The organism is Nocardia sp. CDC153, assembly GCF_035818515.1.
Classification (GTDB): Bacteria; Actinomycetota; Actinomycetes; order Mycobacteriales; family Mycobacteriaceae; genus Nocardia.
This window is the reverse complement of sequence record NZ_JAYKYU010000004.1, coordinates 351,524-367,526: the sequence shown is the minus strand read 5'-3', so window position 1 is coordinate 367,526 and position 16,003 is coordinate 351,524. Positions and strand designations below refer to the sequence as shown.

The following is a 16,003-nucleotide window of genomic DNA, read 5'->3' as shown; positions in this document are numbered from 1 at the left end:
TCAAAGCCGGGCTCAAGCGGGACCGACCCCCTCGAGCCCGGCGAAGGCGTCGTCCTCGGCGGCGGCCGCGTACGCCGCCAACGCCGAGCCGGAACGCTCGCGCACGGCCGTCACCAGTTCGGCCGGGCCGAGCACGGTGACGCCCGCGCCGAAGCCGAGCAGCAGTCGCGCCATCCAGTCCAGGGTGGCGAAGCGCATGGTGGCCTCGACGCTGCCGTCCGGGTGGGTGGTGACCTTGTGCATCGGGTACTGCTCGAGCACCCAGGCGTAGTCGGGGCGAATCAGCAAGCGGGCCAGCGGAACCGCCGGATCGTCGACGAACAGGTCCAGGGCCGAGGTCTCGTCCGCGGCGGCGTCGGCGGGCGGGCGGGCCGGCTCGTCGAGTTCGGTGGCCTCCTCGATGCGGTCGAGGCGGAACAGGCGGACGCCCTCGGCTTGCCGGCACCATGCCTGGAGGTAGCTGTTGTTGTCCACCAGCACGATTCGGATCGGATCCACGACGCGCTCGGAGACCACATCGCGGCTCGCCGAGTAGTAGACCAGGCGCAGGGCGTGACCGTGCTCGACGGCGGACCGGACGGTCGCCACGGCGGGTGCCTCGACCGGCACCGGCTGGGTCGGGCCCTCGAATTCCCGTCCGGAGATGGCGGATTCGATCTTGGCGATGGCCGCGTGGGCCGCGCTCGGATCCACCATGCCGGGTAGGTCCACGATGGAGCGCAACGCCACCAGCAGCGCGGTCGCCTCCAGGGAGGTCAGGCGCAGCGGGCGGTCGATGCCCGCGGAGAAGGTGACCTCGATGCTCTCCTCGGAGAAGGACAGGTCGATGAGATCGCCGGGGCCGTAGCCGGGCAGGCCGCACATCCACAGCTGATTCAGGTCGGTCATCAGCTGTTTGGTGGACACGCCGAGCTCCGCGGCCGCCTCGGCCGCGCTGATGCCCGGGTTGGCCTGGAAGTACGGGACCATGTTCAGCAGTCGCGCCAACCGCGTCGAGAGCCGGGTCGTGGTGGCCGCGCTCCCCCGCCGGTCCTTCGCGCCCTCGGAGGCGCGACCGCCGTCGTTCTTGCGGTTGCCGTCGGCAGGCTTGCGGTTGCCGTCGGAGACGTTGTCGCCCCGGTGTTTCCGTGCCGTGTCGCTCACGCGCTGACCTCCGTCCGCTCCAGCACCGACTTCAGGCGCGCGATCACATTGTCGCGCAGGTCTTCCGGCGCGAGGACCAGGGCGTCCGCGCCGAGGCCGGTGATGAGCCGCGCGAGCCAGTCGCGAGAACGGATGGGCACCTCCACGATCGAACCCTTGCGTCCACCCAGGACGCGCTCCTCCATGATCGGGCCGAGGCGGCGGATCTCCTGACCGCGCCCGTCGGCCACCCACACCGTCGCCGAGCCGGTGATCGGGGTCTGCGCGGTGACCTCGGCGACCACGGCCCGCAGATCGAGATCCTCCGGCTTGTGCACGGCATTGGCCGGACCGTATTCGGTGACGTCCTCGTCGATGCGCGAGATGCGGAACACCCGCTGCGCATCACGCACATTGTCGTGCCCGACCAGATACCAGCGGCCGTGATGGGTGACCACACCCCACGGCTGCACATCGCGCTCCACCGGATCCCCGTGCGACTGACGGTGATTGAACTTCACCGACCGTCCGGCGTCGATCGCGGCGAGCAGCTTGCCCAGCACCGGCTCCGAGCCGCGGGTGCGCGCCGGAACCGCGGGCACCGCCGACACCCCGGCGTCGGGCTCCACGTGAATTCCGGCCGCGCGCAGCTTGAGCATCGCGCCCTCGGCGGCCGCCGCCAACTCCGGCGACTCCCACAGCTGCACGGCCACCGCCACCGCGGCGGCCTCCTCGCTGGTGAGATCGATGTCCGGCAGCTCGTAGGCGTCCCGGTTGATGCGGTAGCCCTCGACACTCGAATACCGGCTCACCGGCCCGATTTCCAGCGGAATGCCCAGATCGCGCAGCTCGTTCTTGTCCCGCTCGAACATCCGGCTGAACGCCTCGTCGCTCGCGGACTCCTCGTACCCGGCCACACTGTCCCGGATCCGCTCCGCGGTCAGGAACTGCCGGGTGGACAGCAGCGCGATAACCAGATTCATCAACCGCTCGACCTTGGATATCGCCACCCGATAGAGAGTAATGGGCGCACCGCCAACATGGCGCATGGGCGGTCGCTATTTCCCCCTAACCGCCCCTAGCGGACAGCCGCAGCCCCCCGGACAAGCGAGCGGGCCGCGAACCGAACTGGTTCGCGGCCCGCAAGCCCGAGTGCCGGGGTCCGGGGCGGAGCCCCGAAAGTCTCGAGGGGGTTCGGGGGCGAAGCCCCCTGAGAGTCCCCGAGAGTTGGGGCCCTCACATCGAAGCGATCAGGCGATCCACTCGCTCGTCGACCGAGCGGAACGGGTCCTTGCACAGGACCGTGCGCTGAGCCTGGTCGTTGAGCTTGAGGTGGACCCAGTCGACCGTGAAGTCGCGTCCGGCCTCCTGGGCGGCGGTGATGAAATCGCCGCGCAGCTTGGCCCGGGTGGTCTGCGGCGGCGTGGTGACTGCCGCGTCCACTGCCTCGTCCTCGGTGACCCGCTTGGCCAGACCCTTGCGGGCGAGCAGGTCGAAGACGCCGCGGCCGCGCTTGATGTCGTGGTAGGCCAGATCCAGCTGGGCGATCTTGGGATCGGACAGCTCCATGTTGTAGCGGTCCTGATACCGCTGGAACAGCTTGCGCTTGATGATCCAGTCGATCTCGGTGTCCACCTTGGCGAAATCCTGCGCCTCGACGGCATCCAGGGTGCGACCCCACAGATCCACCACCGCGTCGACCTGCGGATCGCGGTCGCGGTTGCGCAGGTGCTCGACGGCGCGGGCGTAGTACTCGCGCTGAATATCGAGCGCCGAGGCCTGCCGACCACCGGCCAGCCGCACCGGCCGCCGCCCGGTGAGATCGTGCGACACCTCGCGGATGGCGCGAATCGGGTTGTCCAGAGCGAAGTCTCGGAACGCCACGCCCGCCTCGATCATCTCGAGCACCAGCGAGGCCGTGCCCACCTTGAGCATGGTGGTGGTCTCGCTCATGTTCGAGTCGCCCACGATCACATGCAGCCGCCGGTACTTCTCGGCATCGGCATGCGGCTCGTCGCGCGTATTGATGATCGGCCGCGAGCGCGTGGTCGCCGACGACACACCCTCCCAGATGTGCTCGGCCCGCTGCGACAGACAGAACGTCGCCGCCTTCGGCGTCTGCAACACCTTCCCCGCCCCGCAGATCAACTGCCGGGTAACCAGGAACGGCAACAGCACATCCGAAATCCGCGAGAACTCCCCGGCCCGCACCACGAGGAAGTTCTCATGACACCCGTACGAGTTCCCCGCCGAATCGGTGTTGTTCTTGAACAGATAGATATCCCCCCCGATCCCCTCCTCGGCCAGCCGCTGCTCGGCGTCGATGAGCAGGTCTTCCAGAACCCGCTCACCAGCTCGATCGTGAGTGACCAGCTGCACCAAGCTGTCGCACTCGGCCGTCGCGTACTCCGGATGGGAACCGACATCGAGGTAGAGCCGGGCACCGTTGCGGAGGAACACGTTAGAACTACGGCCCCAAGAAACCACCCGGCGGAACAAGTACCGGGCCACCTCGTCAGGACTCAACCGTCGGTGACCGTGGAAGGTGCACGTCACCCCGAATTCGGTCTCGATCCCCATGATTCGTCGCTGCACAGTATCGACATTACAGCGATATTTGGCCCGGTAAGGGCGCTGTTGGACAGCTCATGCAAACGTCTTCACAACGATTTAGCAGTGTCCGGAGCCATTTTCCGATGCCACGACCCCGGTTGACGCCGTCCAGAACGGCGCAGCGGCACCGCAGTACCGCGTCGAAATCGCTCACGGAGATCGGCCGCTTCAGTACGCCAGCGGACGTGGAATCGGCGGTCGATCTCCGCAAGGACTGCCTCCTTCGACAGATATCGGTCACCGCTCATGTCCCCGGAACGTCCGAGGATATTGCGTGCGGCGTTGATGTCCGCCAGGAGTTTCCGTCCGCAGAAGCGGCATACGAACCGCTTCTGGGAAGTCCTGTTTCTCTTGTCCGCATACCCACAGCCCGAGCAGGTCCGAGAGGTATGCGCCGGGTTCACCTCGATGACGGTAATCCCGTGGGTCTCGCCCAGGGCAGCGAGCTTGTCCTTGACCGCAGCTCGTCCCGCACGAGTCAGCATGCGATTGAGGCGAGCCGAGAGCCCGCCCAACCGAAAGTCCAGTCTCTCGACCACCAGCTCCCGGATGTCCTTCGCCGCCAACCGATTCAGGATTCTGTTGACTTCGTTGCGGACGTACTCACGAATCCGGCGATTCAGCTTCGCGTACCGCTTGGAATCACGCGGTCGGACACCCTGCCGTTGCAGGGCCTCGACCAGCGCTGCCAACTCCGTATCCCGCTCGGACAGCCAGGCATGGACTTGCCGACCCAGGATCTGGCCGTCACTCGTCGCGAAGACATTCTTCAGGCCCCAATCCAGCCCCACGGATCGCCCAGACTTACGCCGAGGCGCAGCCACGGACTTCTTGACCAGGGTGAAGGTGACCTGACCATCCTCACCCACCGCGACCTGGCAAAAGTTCCGAATGTCCCCCTCCGCATGAGCGAAGTACCGGTAACCGTGCAGCGGGATGGCTACAGGCTTGCCCTTGACCAGGGTTGACACCTTGACCCAGTAGTCGGCGTGCGCCTTGGCCGACCCGCTGACGCCGGCAATGATCCCGTCCATGTGCATGGTCCGGACTCGGCTGAGGTTGGGGAACCGATGTGCTCGTACCCAGGCGTTCGCCAGCGTCTCCGCGATCGCGACAGCTTGATCCGAAACCCTGAGGCCGCGCTTCTCATCGAGCAGCCCGTCCCCCAGCCACCACGCCGAGTACGCGTTGACCCGATACAGGTCCGCGCGCAGAGCCTCCTGTTCTGGGGGAAGCACGAGCACAGCGATCATTCCCCGAATTCCGACGCGAGCAGCGGCCTGCCACGCCTGCAGGGCCATATTGACCTGGTTGACGACCGACTTCCATTGGCGCTGAGAAAGATACGACGGAAGCGCCCGCGTCTCTTCCGGCTCGAGCCACCCCAAGGTGCCGATGCCCGCCTTCAACTTCCGCACTTGAAGGTATTGCACGTGCACCAAACCACGCTGCCACTCCGGCAGGATCGCGGCGACGGCCGCAAGCTTGCCGGGGTTGGCCGTCGTCGGTAACCGGTATGCACGCATCATGAGGTCGATCAGCCCTTCATCGGTTGATGCAGAACGCTTCTCGCTTCGGACGCCGCACCCGACCCGGGGATGCCGACGTGACGAGATCATGCCAGGCACCACCGACAGATACACCGAGAGCGACCGCGGCCCTCGACTCGCGCGATGCCCCCGATGCTCCACGCCCCCATGTGTGTCCAGAACGAATCGGGCCGCGAACCCATTGGTTCGCGGCCCGATTCACCGAGTGAATCTCAGCGTCTAGGAGGGATCTCCAGACGACGGCTTCTCGGCTTCGGCCGCGGCTTTCGCGTTCGGGGCCTTGCCGGTTACCAGTTCGGCGAGGACCGCGCCCTGGAGGCGGCGGAACGCGCGGCGGGGGCGGCCCTGTTCCAGGGTGGCCACCTCGAGCGAGCCGGGGCTCAGGGTGCGGGTCTTGTCCTTGTCGCCCTCGGGGACGGCCTTCTGCAGCGCGGCCACCGCCGTGGTGATGGCCGAATGCAGGTCCATGCCGGGCTTGTAGGAAGCCTTGAGGGCGGTGGTGATCGGGTCGGTGTTGCCGCCCATCACCACGAATTCCCGTTCGTCCACAATGGATCCGTCGAAGTTGATGCGGTAGAGCACCGAATTCGAGGACTGCTCCGGGTATCCCACCTCCGCGACGCAGATCTCCACCTCGTAGGGCTTGAGCTGGTCGGTGAAGATGGTGCCGAGGCTCTGCGCGTAGAGGTTGGCCAGGAAGCGGCCGGTCACGTCGCGCCGGTCGAACTGGTAGCCGCGCAGGTCGGCCTGCAGGATGCCGCCGCGGCGCAGCGCCTCGAACTCGTTGTACTTGCCGACCGCGGCGAAGCCGACCCGGTCGTACAACTCACTGATCTTGTGGAGGGTGGCCGAGGGGTTCTCGGCCACGAACACCACACCCTTGTCGTAGACCAGCACGACAACCGACCGACCCCGCGCGATGCCCTTGCGCGCGAGTTCGGTCTTGTCGCGCATGATCTGTTCGGCCGACGCGTAATACGGCAGTGTCATGCTTCGCCGATCCCCTCTGCCGCCAGCGCGGCCCGCTCCTCCACCATGGCCCGGGTGATCTCCTTCAGGCGCTCCTCGGTCACTTCCTCGGAGCCCTCGGCGTCGATCACGATGGCGGTCGGATAGATGTTCCGCATCGTGTCGGGCCCGCCGGTGGCGGTGTCGTCGTCGGCGGCGTCGAAGAGCGATTCGATCGCGATCCGCAGCGCGCGATCCTGATCGATCCCGCGCTGATAGGTCTTCTTCAGCGACGACTTGGCGAACAGTGAACCCGACCCCACCGCGGTGTACCCGAAGCGCTCCTCGCTGCGTCCGCCGACCACGTCGTAGGACACGATCCGCCCGGCCTTGTCCGGATCCTGAGCATCCGGGTCGTAGCCGACCAGCAGCGGCACCACCGCGAGGCCCTGCAGGGCCGCGGGGAGGTTGTCGCGCACCATCTTCGACAGCTTGTTGGACTTGCCGTCGAAGGTGAGGGGGACGCCCTCGATCTTCTCGTAGTACTCGAGTTCGACCGCGAACAGGCGGATCATCTCGATCGCCATGCCCGCGGTGCCCGCGATGCCGGCCGCGGAGTAGGTGTCGGTGATGTACACCTTCTCGATGTCGCGGCTGGCCAGCAGGTTGCCCTGGGTGGCGCGGCGGTCACCGGCGATCAGCACACCGCCGCGGTAGCTGACCGCGACGATGGTGGTGCCGTGCGGAGCGATGTCCGACGGCGTACCCGGATTCGGGTGGCTGCCGTCGGATCGGATTCCGTTGCCGGGCAACAGTTCCGGGGCGTGCAAACGCAGGTACTCGGAGAAGGAGGATTGGGCGAACCCCAGTTGGAGCCGCAGGGGGTCACCTGATGTCACTGGCCGCCTTTCTGCACGTACGCACGGACGAAGTCCTCCGCGTTCTCCTCGAGCACGTCGTCGATCTCGTCGAGCAGGTCGTCGGTTTCCTCCGCCAGCTTCTCGCGACGCTCCTGTCCCGCCCCGCCGTCACCGACCGGGCCCTCGTCCTCGTCGCCACCACCGGCGCGCTTGGTCTGCTCTTGTGCCATAGCAGCCGACCTCCTCTGTGATCATCGGCGAGCACCGGAGAAGATCCGATGCTCGTGCTGTCAACACTACCCACCGGCGCGGGGAACATGCCGGATTAAACGCCATTGTGCTGTTGCCGCGATCTCCCGGCAGCCTCCCGGGGGACACCCCCGGACCCCCGGTAATTCACTTGGGGGCAAGCCCCCAAACCCCCGAAGAAGGAGGTCTGGGGATCCGGTCCCCAGACCCCTGGAAGCCGAAGGGCCCGGGAGAGTTCTCCCGGGCCCTTCGATGTTCGCTACGCGCGAATTCCCTAGTGCGTCAGCTGCTGCACCAGCTCCGAGGCGGTGTGGACGCCGTCCAGCAACTTTCCGACGTGAGACTTGGTGCCGCGGCGCGGTTCCAGGGTGGGGATGCGGACGAGGGAGTCGCCGCCCAGGTCGAAGATCACCGAATCCCAGCTCGCCGCCGCGATATCCGCGCCGAAGCGGCGCAGGCATTCGCCGCGGAAGTAGGCGCGGGTGTCGGTGGGCGGGTTGGTCATGGCGTCGGTCACCTGCTGCTCGGTGACCAGGCGCTGCATGGAGCCGCGGGCCACCAGGCGGTTGTAGAGGCCCTTGTCGAGGCGGACATCGGAGTACTGCAGGTCGACCAGGTGCAGTTTGGGGGCCGCCCAGGTCAGACCCTCGCGGTTGCGCATGCCTTCCAGCAGGCGCAGTTTGGCGGTCCAGTCGAGCAGGTCGGCGGTCTCCATGGGGTCGCGCTCGAGCAGATCCAGGACGTGGGCCCACTTCTCGATGACGTCCTGCACGCGCGGATCGTCGTTTCCGGTGCGGTCCATGAACTTCTCGACCCGGTCGAGGTAGATCCGTTGCAGCGCAAGGCCGGTCAGCTCGCGGCCGTCCGAAAGGGCAACGGTGGCACGCAGACTCGGGTCGTGGCTGATGGTGTGCACGGCGGTGACCGGGCGGGCCAGCTGCAGATCCGAGAGGTCCTCGCCCGCCTCGATCAGGTCCAGCACCAGCGAGGTGGTGCCGACCTTGAGGTAGGTGGACCATTCGGCGAGGTTGGCGTCGCCGATGATGACGTGCAGGCGGCGGTACTTGTCGGCGTCGGCGTGCGGTTCGTCGCGGGTGTTGATGATGCCGCGCTTGAGCGTGGTCTCCAGGCCGACCTCGACCTCGATGTAGTCCGCGCGCTGCGAGAGCTGGAAGCCGGGCTGGTCACCGGACTGGCCGATGCCGACGCGACCGGAACCGCACACCACCTGGCGCGAGACGAAGAACGGCGTCAGGCCCACGATGATCTGGTTGAACGGGGTCTCGCGGCTCATGAGGTAGTTCTCGTGGGTGCCGTAGGAGGCGCCCTTGCCGTCGACATTGTTCTTGTACAGCTGCATGCGCGGCGCGCCCGGCACGCTCGAGGCGTAGCGGGCGGCGGCCTCCATGACGCGCTCACCGGCCTTGTCCCAGATGACCGCGTCCAGCGGGTCGGCGACCTCGGGCGCGGAGTACTCCGGGTGCGCGTGGTCGACGTAGAGCCGAGCCCCGTTGGTGAGGATCATGTTCGCCGCCCCGACCTCGTCGGCGTCGATCACCGGCGCGGGCCCGTTGAGCCGCCCCAGATCGAAGCCGCGCGCGTCACGCAAGGGCGATTCCACCTCGTAGTCCCAGCGTGTGCGCTTGGCGCGCGGCACGCCCTCGGCCGCGGCGTAGGCGAGCACCGCCTGGGTCGATGTGAGAATCGGGTTGGCCGACGGCTCGGTAGGCGTGGAAATGCCGTACTCGACCTCGATTCCGATGATGCGCTGCATGGGTTCGAGCCTAGGCGAAAGGCACGCCCGGACGCGGGTGGACTGTCCGGGTTGGCGTCATTCGCGAGTCGTACGCCGGGTCGTTCTCGCGGGCGATCCGCCCCCGACCGGCGCGACGGCACAATGACCGGCATGGTCGAATCGGCATCCGCTCCGCCTCCGTCACGCCCGGTCAGCGCCGTTGCCGAGGACCCGAATCCCGTTTCCGCGCACTCGCGTTCGAGTCGGCTGGGCGCGCTGGACGTGCTGCGCGGCATTGCCATCCTGGGCACGCTGGGCACCAATATCTGGATCTTCACCAATGTCGAAGGGCTGCTGGGCTACGTCGCGCACAGTGACGAACCGCACGGGGCGTGGCTGTGGATCGAGAAGTTCTTGCAGCAGTTGGCGCAGGGGAAGTTTCTGGGGCTGCTGACCATCATGTTCGGGATCGGGCTGGCTATTCAGCAGCGATCGGCGGCGAAGGCGGGGCGGTCCTGGCCGGGTGGGTATCCGGTGCGGGCGGGGCTGCTGTTCGTGGACGGGCTGGTGAACTTCTTCTTCGTCGCCGAATTCGATGTGTTGATGGGGTACGCGGTCACCGGGCTGGTGGTGGCTTTCATTCTGGCGACGAGTCCGAAGGCGCAGCGGCGCTGGCTGATCGTGCAGGCCAGCGTTCATGTGACGCTGCTGTCGTTGTTCGCGGTGGCGATCGCGTTCGCGCCCAAGGGCGATTCGGGCGGGCACAAGCCGCTGGACCCGAATCCCTATGCGGATGGCTCGTTCTGGGATCTGGTGGTGTTCCGGTGGGAGCACATGCTGATGTTCCGGCTCGAGCCGCTGCTCATCTTCCCGATGTCGATCGCGCTGTTCCTGCTCGGCGCGCGGCTGTTCCGGGCCGGGATCTTCGGGGCCGAGGGGGCCCGAATCCGCAAGCGGCTCATGGTGGTCGGCTTCGCCATCGCGGCACCGATCGATCTGGCGCTGGGGATGATCGGCGGTGATCTGATCGTGCTGGCCCGCTACGGCACGGCGCCGATCGTCTCGCTGGGCATCCTCGCGCTGGTGGCCGAGGTCTACGTGCACCGGCCCGCGCCGGGCTGGGTGGGCCGCCGGTTCAGTGAGGTGGGCCGAATGGCGTTGAGCTGCTACATACTTCAGAACCTGGTGTCGGGATTCCTGTGCTACGGCTGGGGTCTCGGGTTGGCGAGCCTGGTGTCGGCCAATTCCCGGGTGCCGTTCACGGCCGGGATCTACGTGCTGGTGTGCGCGCTCATGCTGGCCTTCGCGCACTTCTGGCTGCGCCGCTTCGAGCGCGGGCCGGTGGAGTGGCTGTGGAACCGCAGCTATCGGGCCCTCACGGGCGCGTGAGCCCTACTCGACGTCGTCGATGGAGCGCAGATACGGGGACTGGCCGTCGATGCAGGGCAGAAGTCGTGTGAGGCTGTGCGCCGGAACGATATCGGTGAACTGCTCGCTACCGGAGGTGCCGCCGCCGTCGGCGTCGCTGTATTCGCACTGCATGTAGCCGGAGACCACGTAGTCCTGGTCGGTGTCATTGCGGCAGTCGAGGGTGTCGCAGTGCAGACCGTCGGGCAGTGCGGTGTCCGCGCCCGCGGCGGCCATCGGGGTCAGGGCGGCGATCGCGAGTGTGGTGAACGCGGCCAGGCGAGCCAACGGGCGAGCGGTCATCAGGTCCCCTGGGGAAGTCAGGCCCGGGCGGTCTCGGCGCGGGAGAGCAGATCGGCGACCACGGTATCGCGGGTGAGCGGCACATCCAAGCTACGGGCATTGCCCTCGAGCAGGGCCAGCACCGATTCGGTGAGGATGCCCTCGACCTGATCTGAGGTCAGGGTCGGCGCGGCGCGCCAGCTGTTGACCACGCCGTCGACGAATCCGACGGTGCCGAAGGCCATGGGGCGGGCGCGATTTCGGTCGATGCCGAAGCGCTCCAGGGTGTCGGCGTACAGGTCGGCGAGCTGTCCGCCGATGCGGTCGCGGGCTCCGGCCAGGGCGTGGGAGGGGTCGCCGTGTGGGTCGGCGGCGGCCAGGAAGCGGTGCAGGTTGGGGTGGCGTTCGACCCAGCCGACATAGGTGCCGACCATGCCGCGGACCAGTTCGCGAACCGTGCCCTGGGAGTGCAGGCGCGGAAGCAGTTCGGCCATCAGGGTTTCCAGGATGTGGCGGCGGATGGCGTCGTCGAGGTCGGTGCGGCCGTCGAAGTGCCGGTAGACGACCGGGCGCGGGACGTGCAGGCGATCGGCGATCTGCTGCACGGAGATCTCGGTGCCGTTCTCCTCGATGACGGCCAGGGCGGCGTCCAGCATGTCGGCGCGGCGCTGGGCCTTGTGGCCGTTCCATCGGGTGCTGCGGCCGTCGGTGGCGCGCTCGCTGTCCCCGGGTGCGGGGTGCGCGGATCTGCGTCGGGTGCCGGTCACTCGCCTCACGATACTCACTCCATCGTTGACCGAGACAACTTGTACCACTAATCTGAGTGTAACAGCCTGTATCAGTAAAGAGTCAGGAGCTGTCATGGGCGACAACGCCGTCACCACCACGACATCCGCCGCGCTCGATCCCCGCGAGAGCTTTGCCGCGCGCTTGCTCACCGGTTCGGTGAAGAAGTCCTACGACCCGGTGGTCGATCTCGACTGGGATGCCCCGCTGGATCCGGACAAGCTCTTCCTGCCGCCCGAGGTGATCTCGCTGTACGGCACGCCGCTGTGGGAATCGATGACACCCGAGCAGCGGCGCCAACTCTCGCGCGAGGAGCTGGCCAATGTGCTGTCGGTGGGCATCTGGTTCGAGAACCTGCTCAACCGGCTCCTGCTGCGCGAACTCATGTCCAGCGATCCGACCTCGCGGCATTCGCACTACACGCTCACCGAGATGGGCGACGAATGCCGCCACATGATGATGTTCGGCAAGCTCATCGACCGCATCGAGACGCGGCCCTACTGGCCGAATCGGTATGAGCGATGGACGATCAGCGCCCTGCAGCTGTTCCTGCAGGGGTCGATGGTGTGGGTCGGCGCGCTGGTCGGCGAGGAGATCTTCGACGCGCTGCAGCGGCGCACCCTCGACGATCCGCAGTTGCAGCCGCTGGTGTCGCGGGCCATGCGCATTCACGTGACCGAGGAGGCGCGGCACATCGGATTCGCGCGAGATGCCCTGGCGCACCGGGTGCCGACCATGTCGAAGGCCGAATTGCGGTACACGCGACTGTGTGTCGCGGTCGCCGCTCCCCTGTTCGTGCATCTCATGACCAACTGGCACATGTACGCCCGCGCGGGCATCGCCGACGGGCGGGCCGCACGGCGGATGGCGCGCAACAATCCGCACTCCCGGCGGGCGCTCGGGCTGGGTGCCGCGAATCTCGGTGCGTTCCTGGACAAACAGGGCCTCATCGGCCCGCTCGGCAAGCGAATCTGGCGGCGGCGAGGGCTGCTGTGAGGTTCCGGCGGGCCCGGCGCACGAGGGGTGCGACGGTCGACCCGCGAGCCGATTTCCTCGAACCCGAACCCGCACCGGACTATTCAGGTCCCGCGCTCCTGGACGCACCCGGCGTCGAAGTGGCGGTCCATGTCGCGCTAACCGGCCATTTGGACCCCACAGACGGCCAATTCCACTGGTATGGGCGTGTTTCCGCCGCCGAAGGGGCCGAATTGCCCGACCCGGGCCGCGGCCAGGTGTTCCTTACCGTCCCCGGCAGCGCACCCGCGCCGGGCGTGCTCCAGGAGCGTGATCCGTGGGGAAACCTACGGATCGCCGGAGTAGGCGCACCGCCATTTCCGCTGTAGCCCAACGTGGTCACGGAGCGCGACCCGGGCGATCAACCGCCCCACCTGCCCGCGCCACTCCGGACACCCGTCGCGGCCCGAACTACGGCCGGGCAACAGCGTATTCCGGCGCAGCCCAGCCCGATCACGGCCAGGCCCCGGGGTTGATCGACCGTCCCGGCCAGGTCGCGCTGTGCCGGGCCTGCCTGCGCTATTCCGGATTCGGGCCGGGCGGAGAGGGTTCCGGTCGCGCTATTCCGAGAGGCCGATGAAGTCGGCCATGGCTTCGACGGAGTAGGCGAAGAAGGGGCCGGCGGGGTCCATGCTGTTGTCGAGTTGGCCGAAGAGCTCGAAGGTCACCGTGCCGTAGAGCTGGGTCCACGCCATGACGGCGCGTGTCACTGCGATCTCGGGGAGTCCGGGGGTGACTTGGGCTGCGATGGCGGCGGATTGGGCCGCCAGTTCTGGGCCGACCGCATCGTCGGGCAGGACCAGGCTGTCGGACTTCCAGGCCGCGTAGACGACACTCAGGGCCGCGATCGGCACCCGGGAGGCGGGCCCGATGGTGGTCTGGGGTGCGTGATAGCCCGGCACCGGCGAGCCGTACACCAGCGCGTATTCGTGCGGATGCGCGATCGCCCAGTCCCGCACCGCATTCGCGAGGCCCCGCCACTGGGCCCGCGGGGTGTCCCCCGCCGCGACCGCGCGCTCGACCGCGTCGGCGATGGCCTCGTAGGCCTCGATGATCAGCGTGGTCAGCAATTCGTCGCGGCTCGGGAAGTACCGGTACAGCGCCGAACTCACCATTCCCAGCTCGCGCGCGATGGCCCGCAGCGAGAGCGCGGCCGCCCCGGATTCGGCGAGCTGCCGGCGGGCGGCGTCGGTGATCTCACGGGTGATCTCGGCTCGGGCACGTTCGCGGGCGGTGCGGGGGACGCTCATGCCGACAGTCTGCCACGAATCGGATCACCGACAAATTTCGAGAGCACTGCTCTTGACATGCCCATGCGCAAGCGAGCACACTGTTCATAACAGAGAGCGCCGCTCTCTAAGAGCAAAGGAATCCCTCATGGACGCCCAGACCGCCGCCACCCGCTACATCGGCCCGACCGGCCTCGATCCCTATGTGAACCGCTTCTTCAACATGCTCCCCAAGCTCGGCATCAGCATCGCCGGTTCCCGGCTGCTGGCCGTCCGGGGCCGCAAGTCCGGCGAATGGCGCACCACCCTCGTCAACGTCCTCACCACCGACGACGGCAATCGCTACCTGGTCGCTCCCCGCGGCCACACCCAGTGGGTCCGCAACCTCCGCGCCTCCGGCACCGGCGAACTCCGCCTCGGCCGCAAGCACGAAACCTTCACCGCCACCGAACTCCCCGACGCGGACAAACTCCCCATCCTCCGCGCCTACCTCGACCGCTGGGGCTGGGAAGTCGGCCGCTTCTTCGAAGGCGTCACCAAGGACGCCACCGACGCCGAACTCACCACCATCGCCCCCGGCTTCCCCGTCTTCCGCCTCTCCTGACCCCGCCGCCCTCGAAACGGCCCGCCACGCCCTACCCCGGCACACCGCCATGCCGCCCAACCCGCAACGGCGCGGAGTAGCCATCCTGGACAACGCCTCACCACCTGCCCACCCGGCCGCATCGCGGGCCAGCGAGTAGACGTTCGATCATGTCCAACTCCGACAGCGAGGCCGAATACACCCGTTGGCCACCGAGTCCATCCCGTCGCGTAATGAGCTATCGCCCAGTCGTTTTCGGGCTCTCGGCCGACACTACTGGCAGCCGTGCCCACTTGCGCTTGACCACCGGATGTGTGAGGTTCGCGAGGATGGGCCGATTGCTGCACAAGCCGTGGCCGGGAGGCAGGTTCCTGCCCGCGCGGGTGCCTTTGTGCAGGTTTTGGCCCATGATCAACTTGGGGCGCTGGTCGTTCAGGACGTCTTCGTCGCGAGTGGTGAAGGCGCGGGGGTTACTTCGTCCACCGGCTGGGGCTGGTAGAACTGCGCGTACCAGCGGCGCAGGGCTTTGATTCCCTTCTCATGTGGGAGCAGGACCGGGCGGGGGCGGTGGATCTTGTGGTCCCAGATGGCGAGTTCCTCGCGGACCTCCCGGAGGGCTACCAGCCGGAAGGCTAGTTTGAGAATCGTTGTGGCGAGGGGGATTCCGGCGGGGCGGCGGACGTAGTAGAGCATTCGCAGCTCGCCGGTGGTGTCGTCGATGGGGTTGGTGAGGGCGATCGCGGTCAAGGTGATCATCGGCCCGACGGTGCGCACCACCATGACGCCCGGGCCGTACATGTAGACGTCGAAGCTGTTGTCGACCAGGTAGCCGAGGACGGATTTGGCGAAGCGGCTGTGGATTTCGGCGAAGGGGCCGTTGGGCAGCAGCTCTTGGACGGGCGGCTCGGCTTGGCCGTGAATGTAGTGGAAGTGGGATTCGTCGACGATGTTCTCGCGCATCTCCTGGATGTGGATGCGCGCCTGCCGCGCATCGTCGATCGGTCGGGCGAAGGCCGGGTCGGTGGCCTCGGGAATCTCGGGCACTCGCCAATCGGGTTCTCCCGCACCGGCATAGACGAAGATCAACCCGCTGTGCTCGTGCACGGGCAGACCTCCGAGGGTCACCCGGGGCGGGCGCGCCGCGAAAGGCGCGGAAACACAACTACCCTCCGCGTCGAACCGCCAGCCGTGGAAGGGGCACTCCACCTGCCCGTCCACGACTCGACCCCCGGCTCCGAGATGGGCGCCGTAGTGCGGGCAGTGCGCGTCACGCACGGTGGCCTGCCCGTCGCTGCCCCGGAATGCGATCAGCGCCCGACCGAAATAATGCAGATTCACGATCTTCCCCGGCCGCAGTTGCGCGCTGCGCAGGACGGCGTACCAGCCCGTGGGCACCATCGGCATCGGGTACTCGTCGGCACGCGGATCCCGTGCCAGCTTGGCCAAGTCTCGGTTTTCACGCCGCAGAATCACCCGGTCAGACTACTTGGTGACACGACAACCAACAACTCGAGATCATTTGTATGATTATCGGAAGACTCACTGGCAGAGCCGGTTTCGGACTGGCCGAAGCTACCGGTCCGGCAGAGGGAGTCGATGGGCCTATTCACGCCCGGATCGCCGCC

Annotated in this window: 16 protein-coding genes; 4 read left to right on the top strand and 12 right to left on the bottom strand. The window is 67.3% G+C overall.

Annotation, left to right across the window (positions count from 1 at the left end; translation table 11 throughout):
- Positions 1-12 precede the first annotated feature (12 nt).
- From VMT65_RS24175 to dop, 8 genes are all read right to left on the bottom strand, one after another.
- Positions 13-969, bottom strand: coding sequence for a helix-turn-helix transcriptional regulator (locus VMT65_RS24175; RefSeq protein WP_442790304.1), 957 nt, complete (start codon positions 967-969; stop codon positions 13-15).
- A gap of 170 nt (positions 970-1,139) precedes the next feature.
- Positions 1,140-2,132 (bottom strand): helix-turn-helix transcriptional regulator, encoded by a 993-nt coding sequence (locus VMT65_RS24170; RefSeq protein ID WP_326310675.1) that lies wholly within the window; start codon positions 2,130-2,132, stop codon positions 1,140-1,142.
- Positions 2,133-2,358: 226 nt separating this feature from the next.
- Positions 2,359-3,717, bottom strand: a complete 1,359-nt coding sequence (pafA, locus tag VMT65_RS24165; RefSeq protein ID WP_326310674.1) for a Pup--protein ligase — start codon at positions 3,715-3,717, stop codon at positions 2,359-2,361.
- A gap of 65 nt (positions 3,718-3,782) precedes the next feature.
- Positions 3,783-5,354, bottom strand: a complete 1,572-nt coding sequence (locus VMT65_RS24160; RefSeq protein WP_326310673.1) for an RNA-guided endonuclease InsQ/TnpB family protein — start codon at positions 5,352-5,354, stop codon at positions 3,783-3,785.
- A gap of 150 nt (positions 5,355-5,504) precedes the next feature.
- Positions 5,505-6,275, bottom strand: a complete 771-nt coding sequence (prcA, locus tag VMT65_RS24155; protein ID WP_326310672.1) for a proteasome subunit alpha — start codon at positions 6,273-6,275, stop codon at positions 5,505-5,507.
- On the bottom strand, positions 6,272-7,132 hold the full coding sequence (gene prcB / locus VMT65_RS24150; protein ID WP_326310671.1) for a proteasome subunit beta: 861 nt from the start codon (positions 7,130-7,132) through the stop codon (positions 6,272-6,274). Before prcB ends, prcA begins: the two co-directional genes overlap by 4 nt.
- Positions 7,129-7,323 carry a ubiquitin-like protein Pup gene (locus tag VMT65_RS24145; RefSeq protein WP_033089305.1) on the bottom strand — a complete coding sequence of 65 codons (195 nt, stop codon included), beginning with the start codon at positions 7,321-7,323 and terminating at the stop codon, positions 7,129-7,131. Before VMT65_RS24145 ends, prcB begins: the two co-directional genes overlap by 4 nt.
- A 293-nt stretch (positions 7,324-7,616) precedes the next feature.
- Positions 7,617-9,116 (bottom strand): depupylase/deamidase Dop, encoded by a 1,500-nt coding sequence (gene dop, locus VMT65_RS24140; protein ID WP_326310670.1) that lies wholly within the window; start codon positions 9,114-9,116, stop codon positions 7,617-7,619.
- 132 nt (positions 9,117-9,248) lie between these two features.
- Here dop and VMT65_RS24135 point away from each other — a divergent pair, with 132 nt between their 5' ends.
- Complete coding sequence (locus tag VMT65_RS24135; RefSeq protein ID WP_326310669.1) at positions 9,249-10,466, top strand: DUF418 domain-containing protein; 1,218 nt, start codon at positions 9,249-9,251, stop codon at positions 10,464-10,466.
- Positions 10,467-10,469: 3 nt separating this feature from the next.
- Here the strand turns inward: VMT65_RS24135 and VMT65_RS24130 are convergent, their stop codons facing one another.
- A complete protein-coding gene (locus VMT65_RS24130) occupies positions 10,470-10,787 on the bottom strand; it encodes a hypothetical protein (RefSeq protein WP_326310668.1) in 318 nt (105 codons plus the stop codon).
- A 17-nt stretch (positions 10,788-10,804) separates the two neighbouring features.
- On the bottom strand, positions 10,805-11,533 hold the full coding sequence (locus tag VMT65_RS24125; protein ID WP_326310667.1) for a TetR/AcrR family transcriptional regulator: 729 nt from the start codon (positions 11,531-11,533) through the stop codon (positions 10,805-10,807).
- 94 nt (positions 11,534-11,627) lie between these two features.
- Between VMT65_RS24125 and VMT65_RS24120 the strand changes: the two genes are divergently transcribed.
- A complete protein-coding gene (locus VMT65_RS24120) occupies positions 11,628-12,548 on the top strand; it encodes an AurF N-oxygenase family protein (RefSeq protein WP_326310666.1) in 921 nt (306 codons plus the stop codon).
- Positions 12,545-12,895: a DUF4873 domain-containing protein gene (locus VMT65_RS24115; RefSeq protein WP_326310665.1), complete on the top strand. Its 351-nt coding sequence runs from the start codon at positions 12,545-12,547 to the stop codon at positions 12,893-12,895. The genes VMT65_RS24120 and VMT65_RS24115 overlap by 4 nt, the downstream gene beginning before the upstream one ends.
- 231 nt (positions 12,896-13,126) lie before the next feature.
- Here the strand turns inward: VMT65_RS24115 and VMT65_RS24110 are convergent, their stop codons facing one another.
- The gene (locus tag VMT65_RS24110) at positions 13,127-13,816 is read right to left on the bottom strand and encodes a TetR/AcrR family transcriptional regulator (RefSeq protein ID WP_326310664.1); all 690 of its coding nucleotides are present in this window, start codon (positions 13,814-13,816) and stop codon (positions 13,127-13,129) included.
- Between the two features lie 127 nt (positions 13,817-13,943).
- Here VMT65_RS24110 and VMT65_RS24105 point away from each other — a divergent pair, with 127 nt between their 5' ends.
- Complete coding sequence (locus tag VMT65_RS24105; RefSeq protein ID WP_326310663.1) at positions 13,944-14,399, top strand: nitroreductase family deazaflavin-dependent oxidoreductase; 456 nt, start codon at positions 13,944-13,946, stop codon at positions 14,397-14,399.
- A gap of 411 nt (positions 14,400-14,810) precedes the next feature.
- Here the strand turns inward: VMT65_RS24105 and VMT65_RS24100 are convergent, their stop codons facing one another.
- On the bottom strand, positions 14,811-15,851 hold the full coding sequence (locus tag VMT65_RS24100) for a Rieske 2Fe-2S domain-containing protein (protein WP_326310662.1): 1,041 nt from the start codon (positions 15,849-15,851) through the stop codon (positions 14,811-14,813).
- Positions 15,852-16,003 lie beyond the last annotated feature (152 nt).

Coding starts and splice junctions, on each gene's coding strand:
- VMT65_RS24175 (WP_442790304.1), bottom strand. CDS start 969: ATGGTCCCGTACTTCCAGGCCAACCCGGGCATCAGCGCGGCCGAGGCG.
- VMT65_RS24105 (WP_326310663.1), top strand. CDS start 13,944: ATGGACGCCCAGACCGCCGCCACCCGCTACATCGGCCCGACCGGCCTC.
- prcA (WP_326310672.1), bottom strand. CDS start 6,275: ATGACACTGCCGTATTACGCGTCGGCCGAACAGATCATGCGCGACAAG.
- VMT65_RS24130 (WP_326310668.1), bottom strand. CDS start 10,787: ATGACCGCTCGCCCGTTGGCTCGCCTGGCCGCGTTCACCACACTCGCG.
- VMT65_RS24160 (WP_326310673.1), bottom strand. CDS start 5,354: ATGATCTCGTCACGTCGGCATCCCCGGGTCGGGTGCGGCGTCCGAAGC.
- VMT65_RS24135 (WP_326310669.1), top strand. CDS start 9,249: ATGGTCGAATCGGCATCCGCTCCGCCTCCGTCACGCCCGGTCAGCGCC.
- VMT65_RS24110 (WP_326310664.1), bottom strand. CDS start 13,816: ATGAGCGTCCCCCGCACCGCCCGCGAACGTGCCCGAGCCGAGATCACC.
- dop (WP_326310670.1), bottom strand. CDS start 9,116: ATGCAGCGCATCATCGGAATCGAGGTCGAGTACGGCATTTCCACGCCT.
- VMT65_RS24120 (WP_326310666.1), top strand. CDS start 11,628: ATGGGCGACAACGCCGTCACCACCACGACATCCGCCGCGCTCGATCCC.
- VMT65_RS24145 (WP_033089305.1), bottom strand. CDS start 7,323: ATGGCACAAGAGCAGACCAAGCGCGCCGGTGGTGGCGACGAGGACGAG.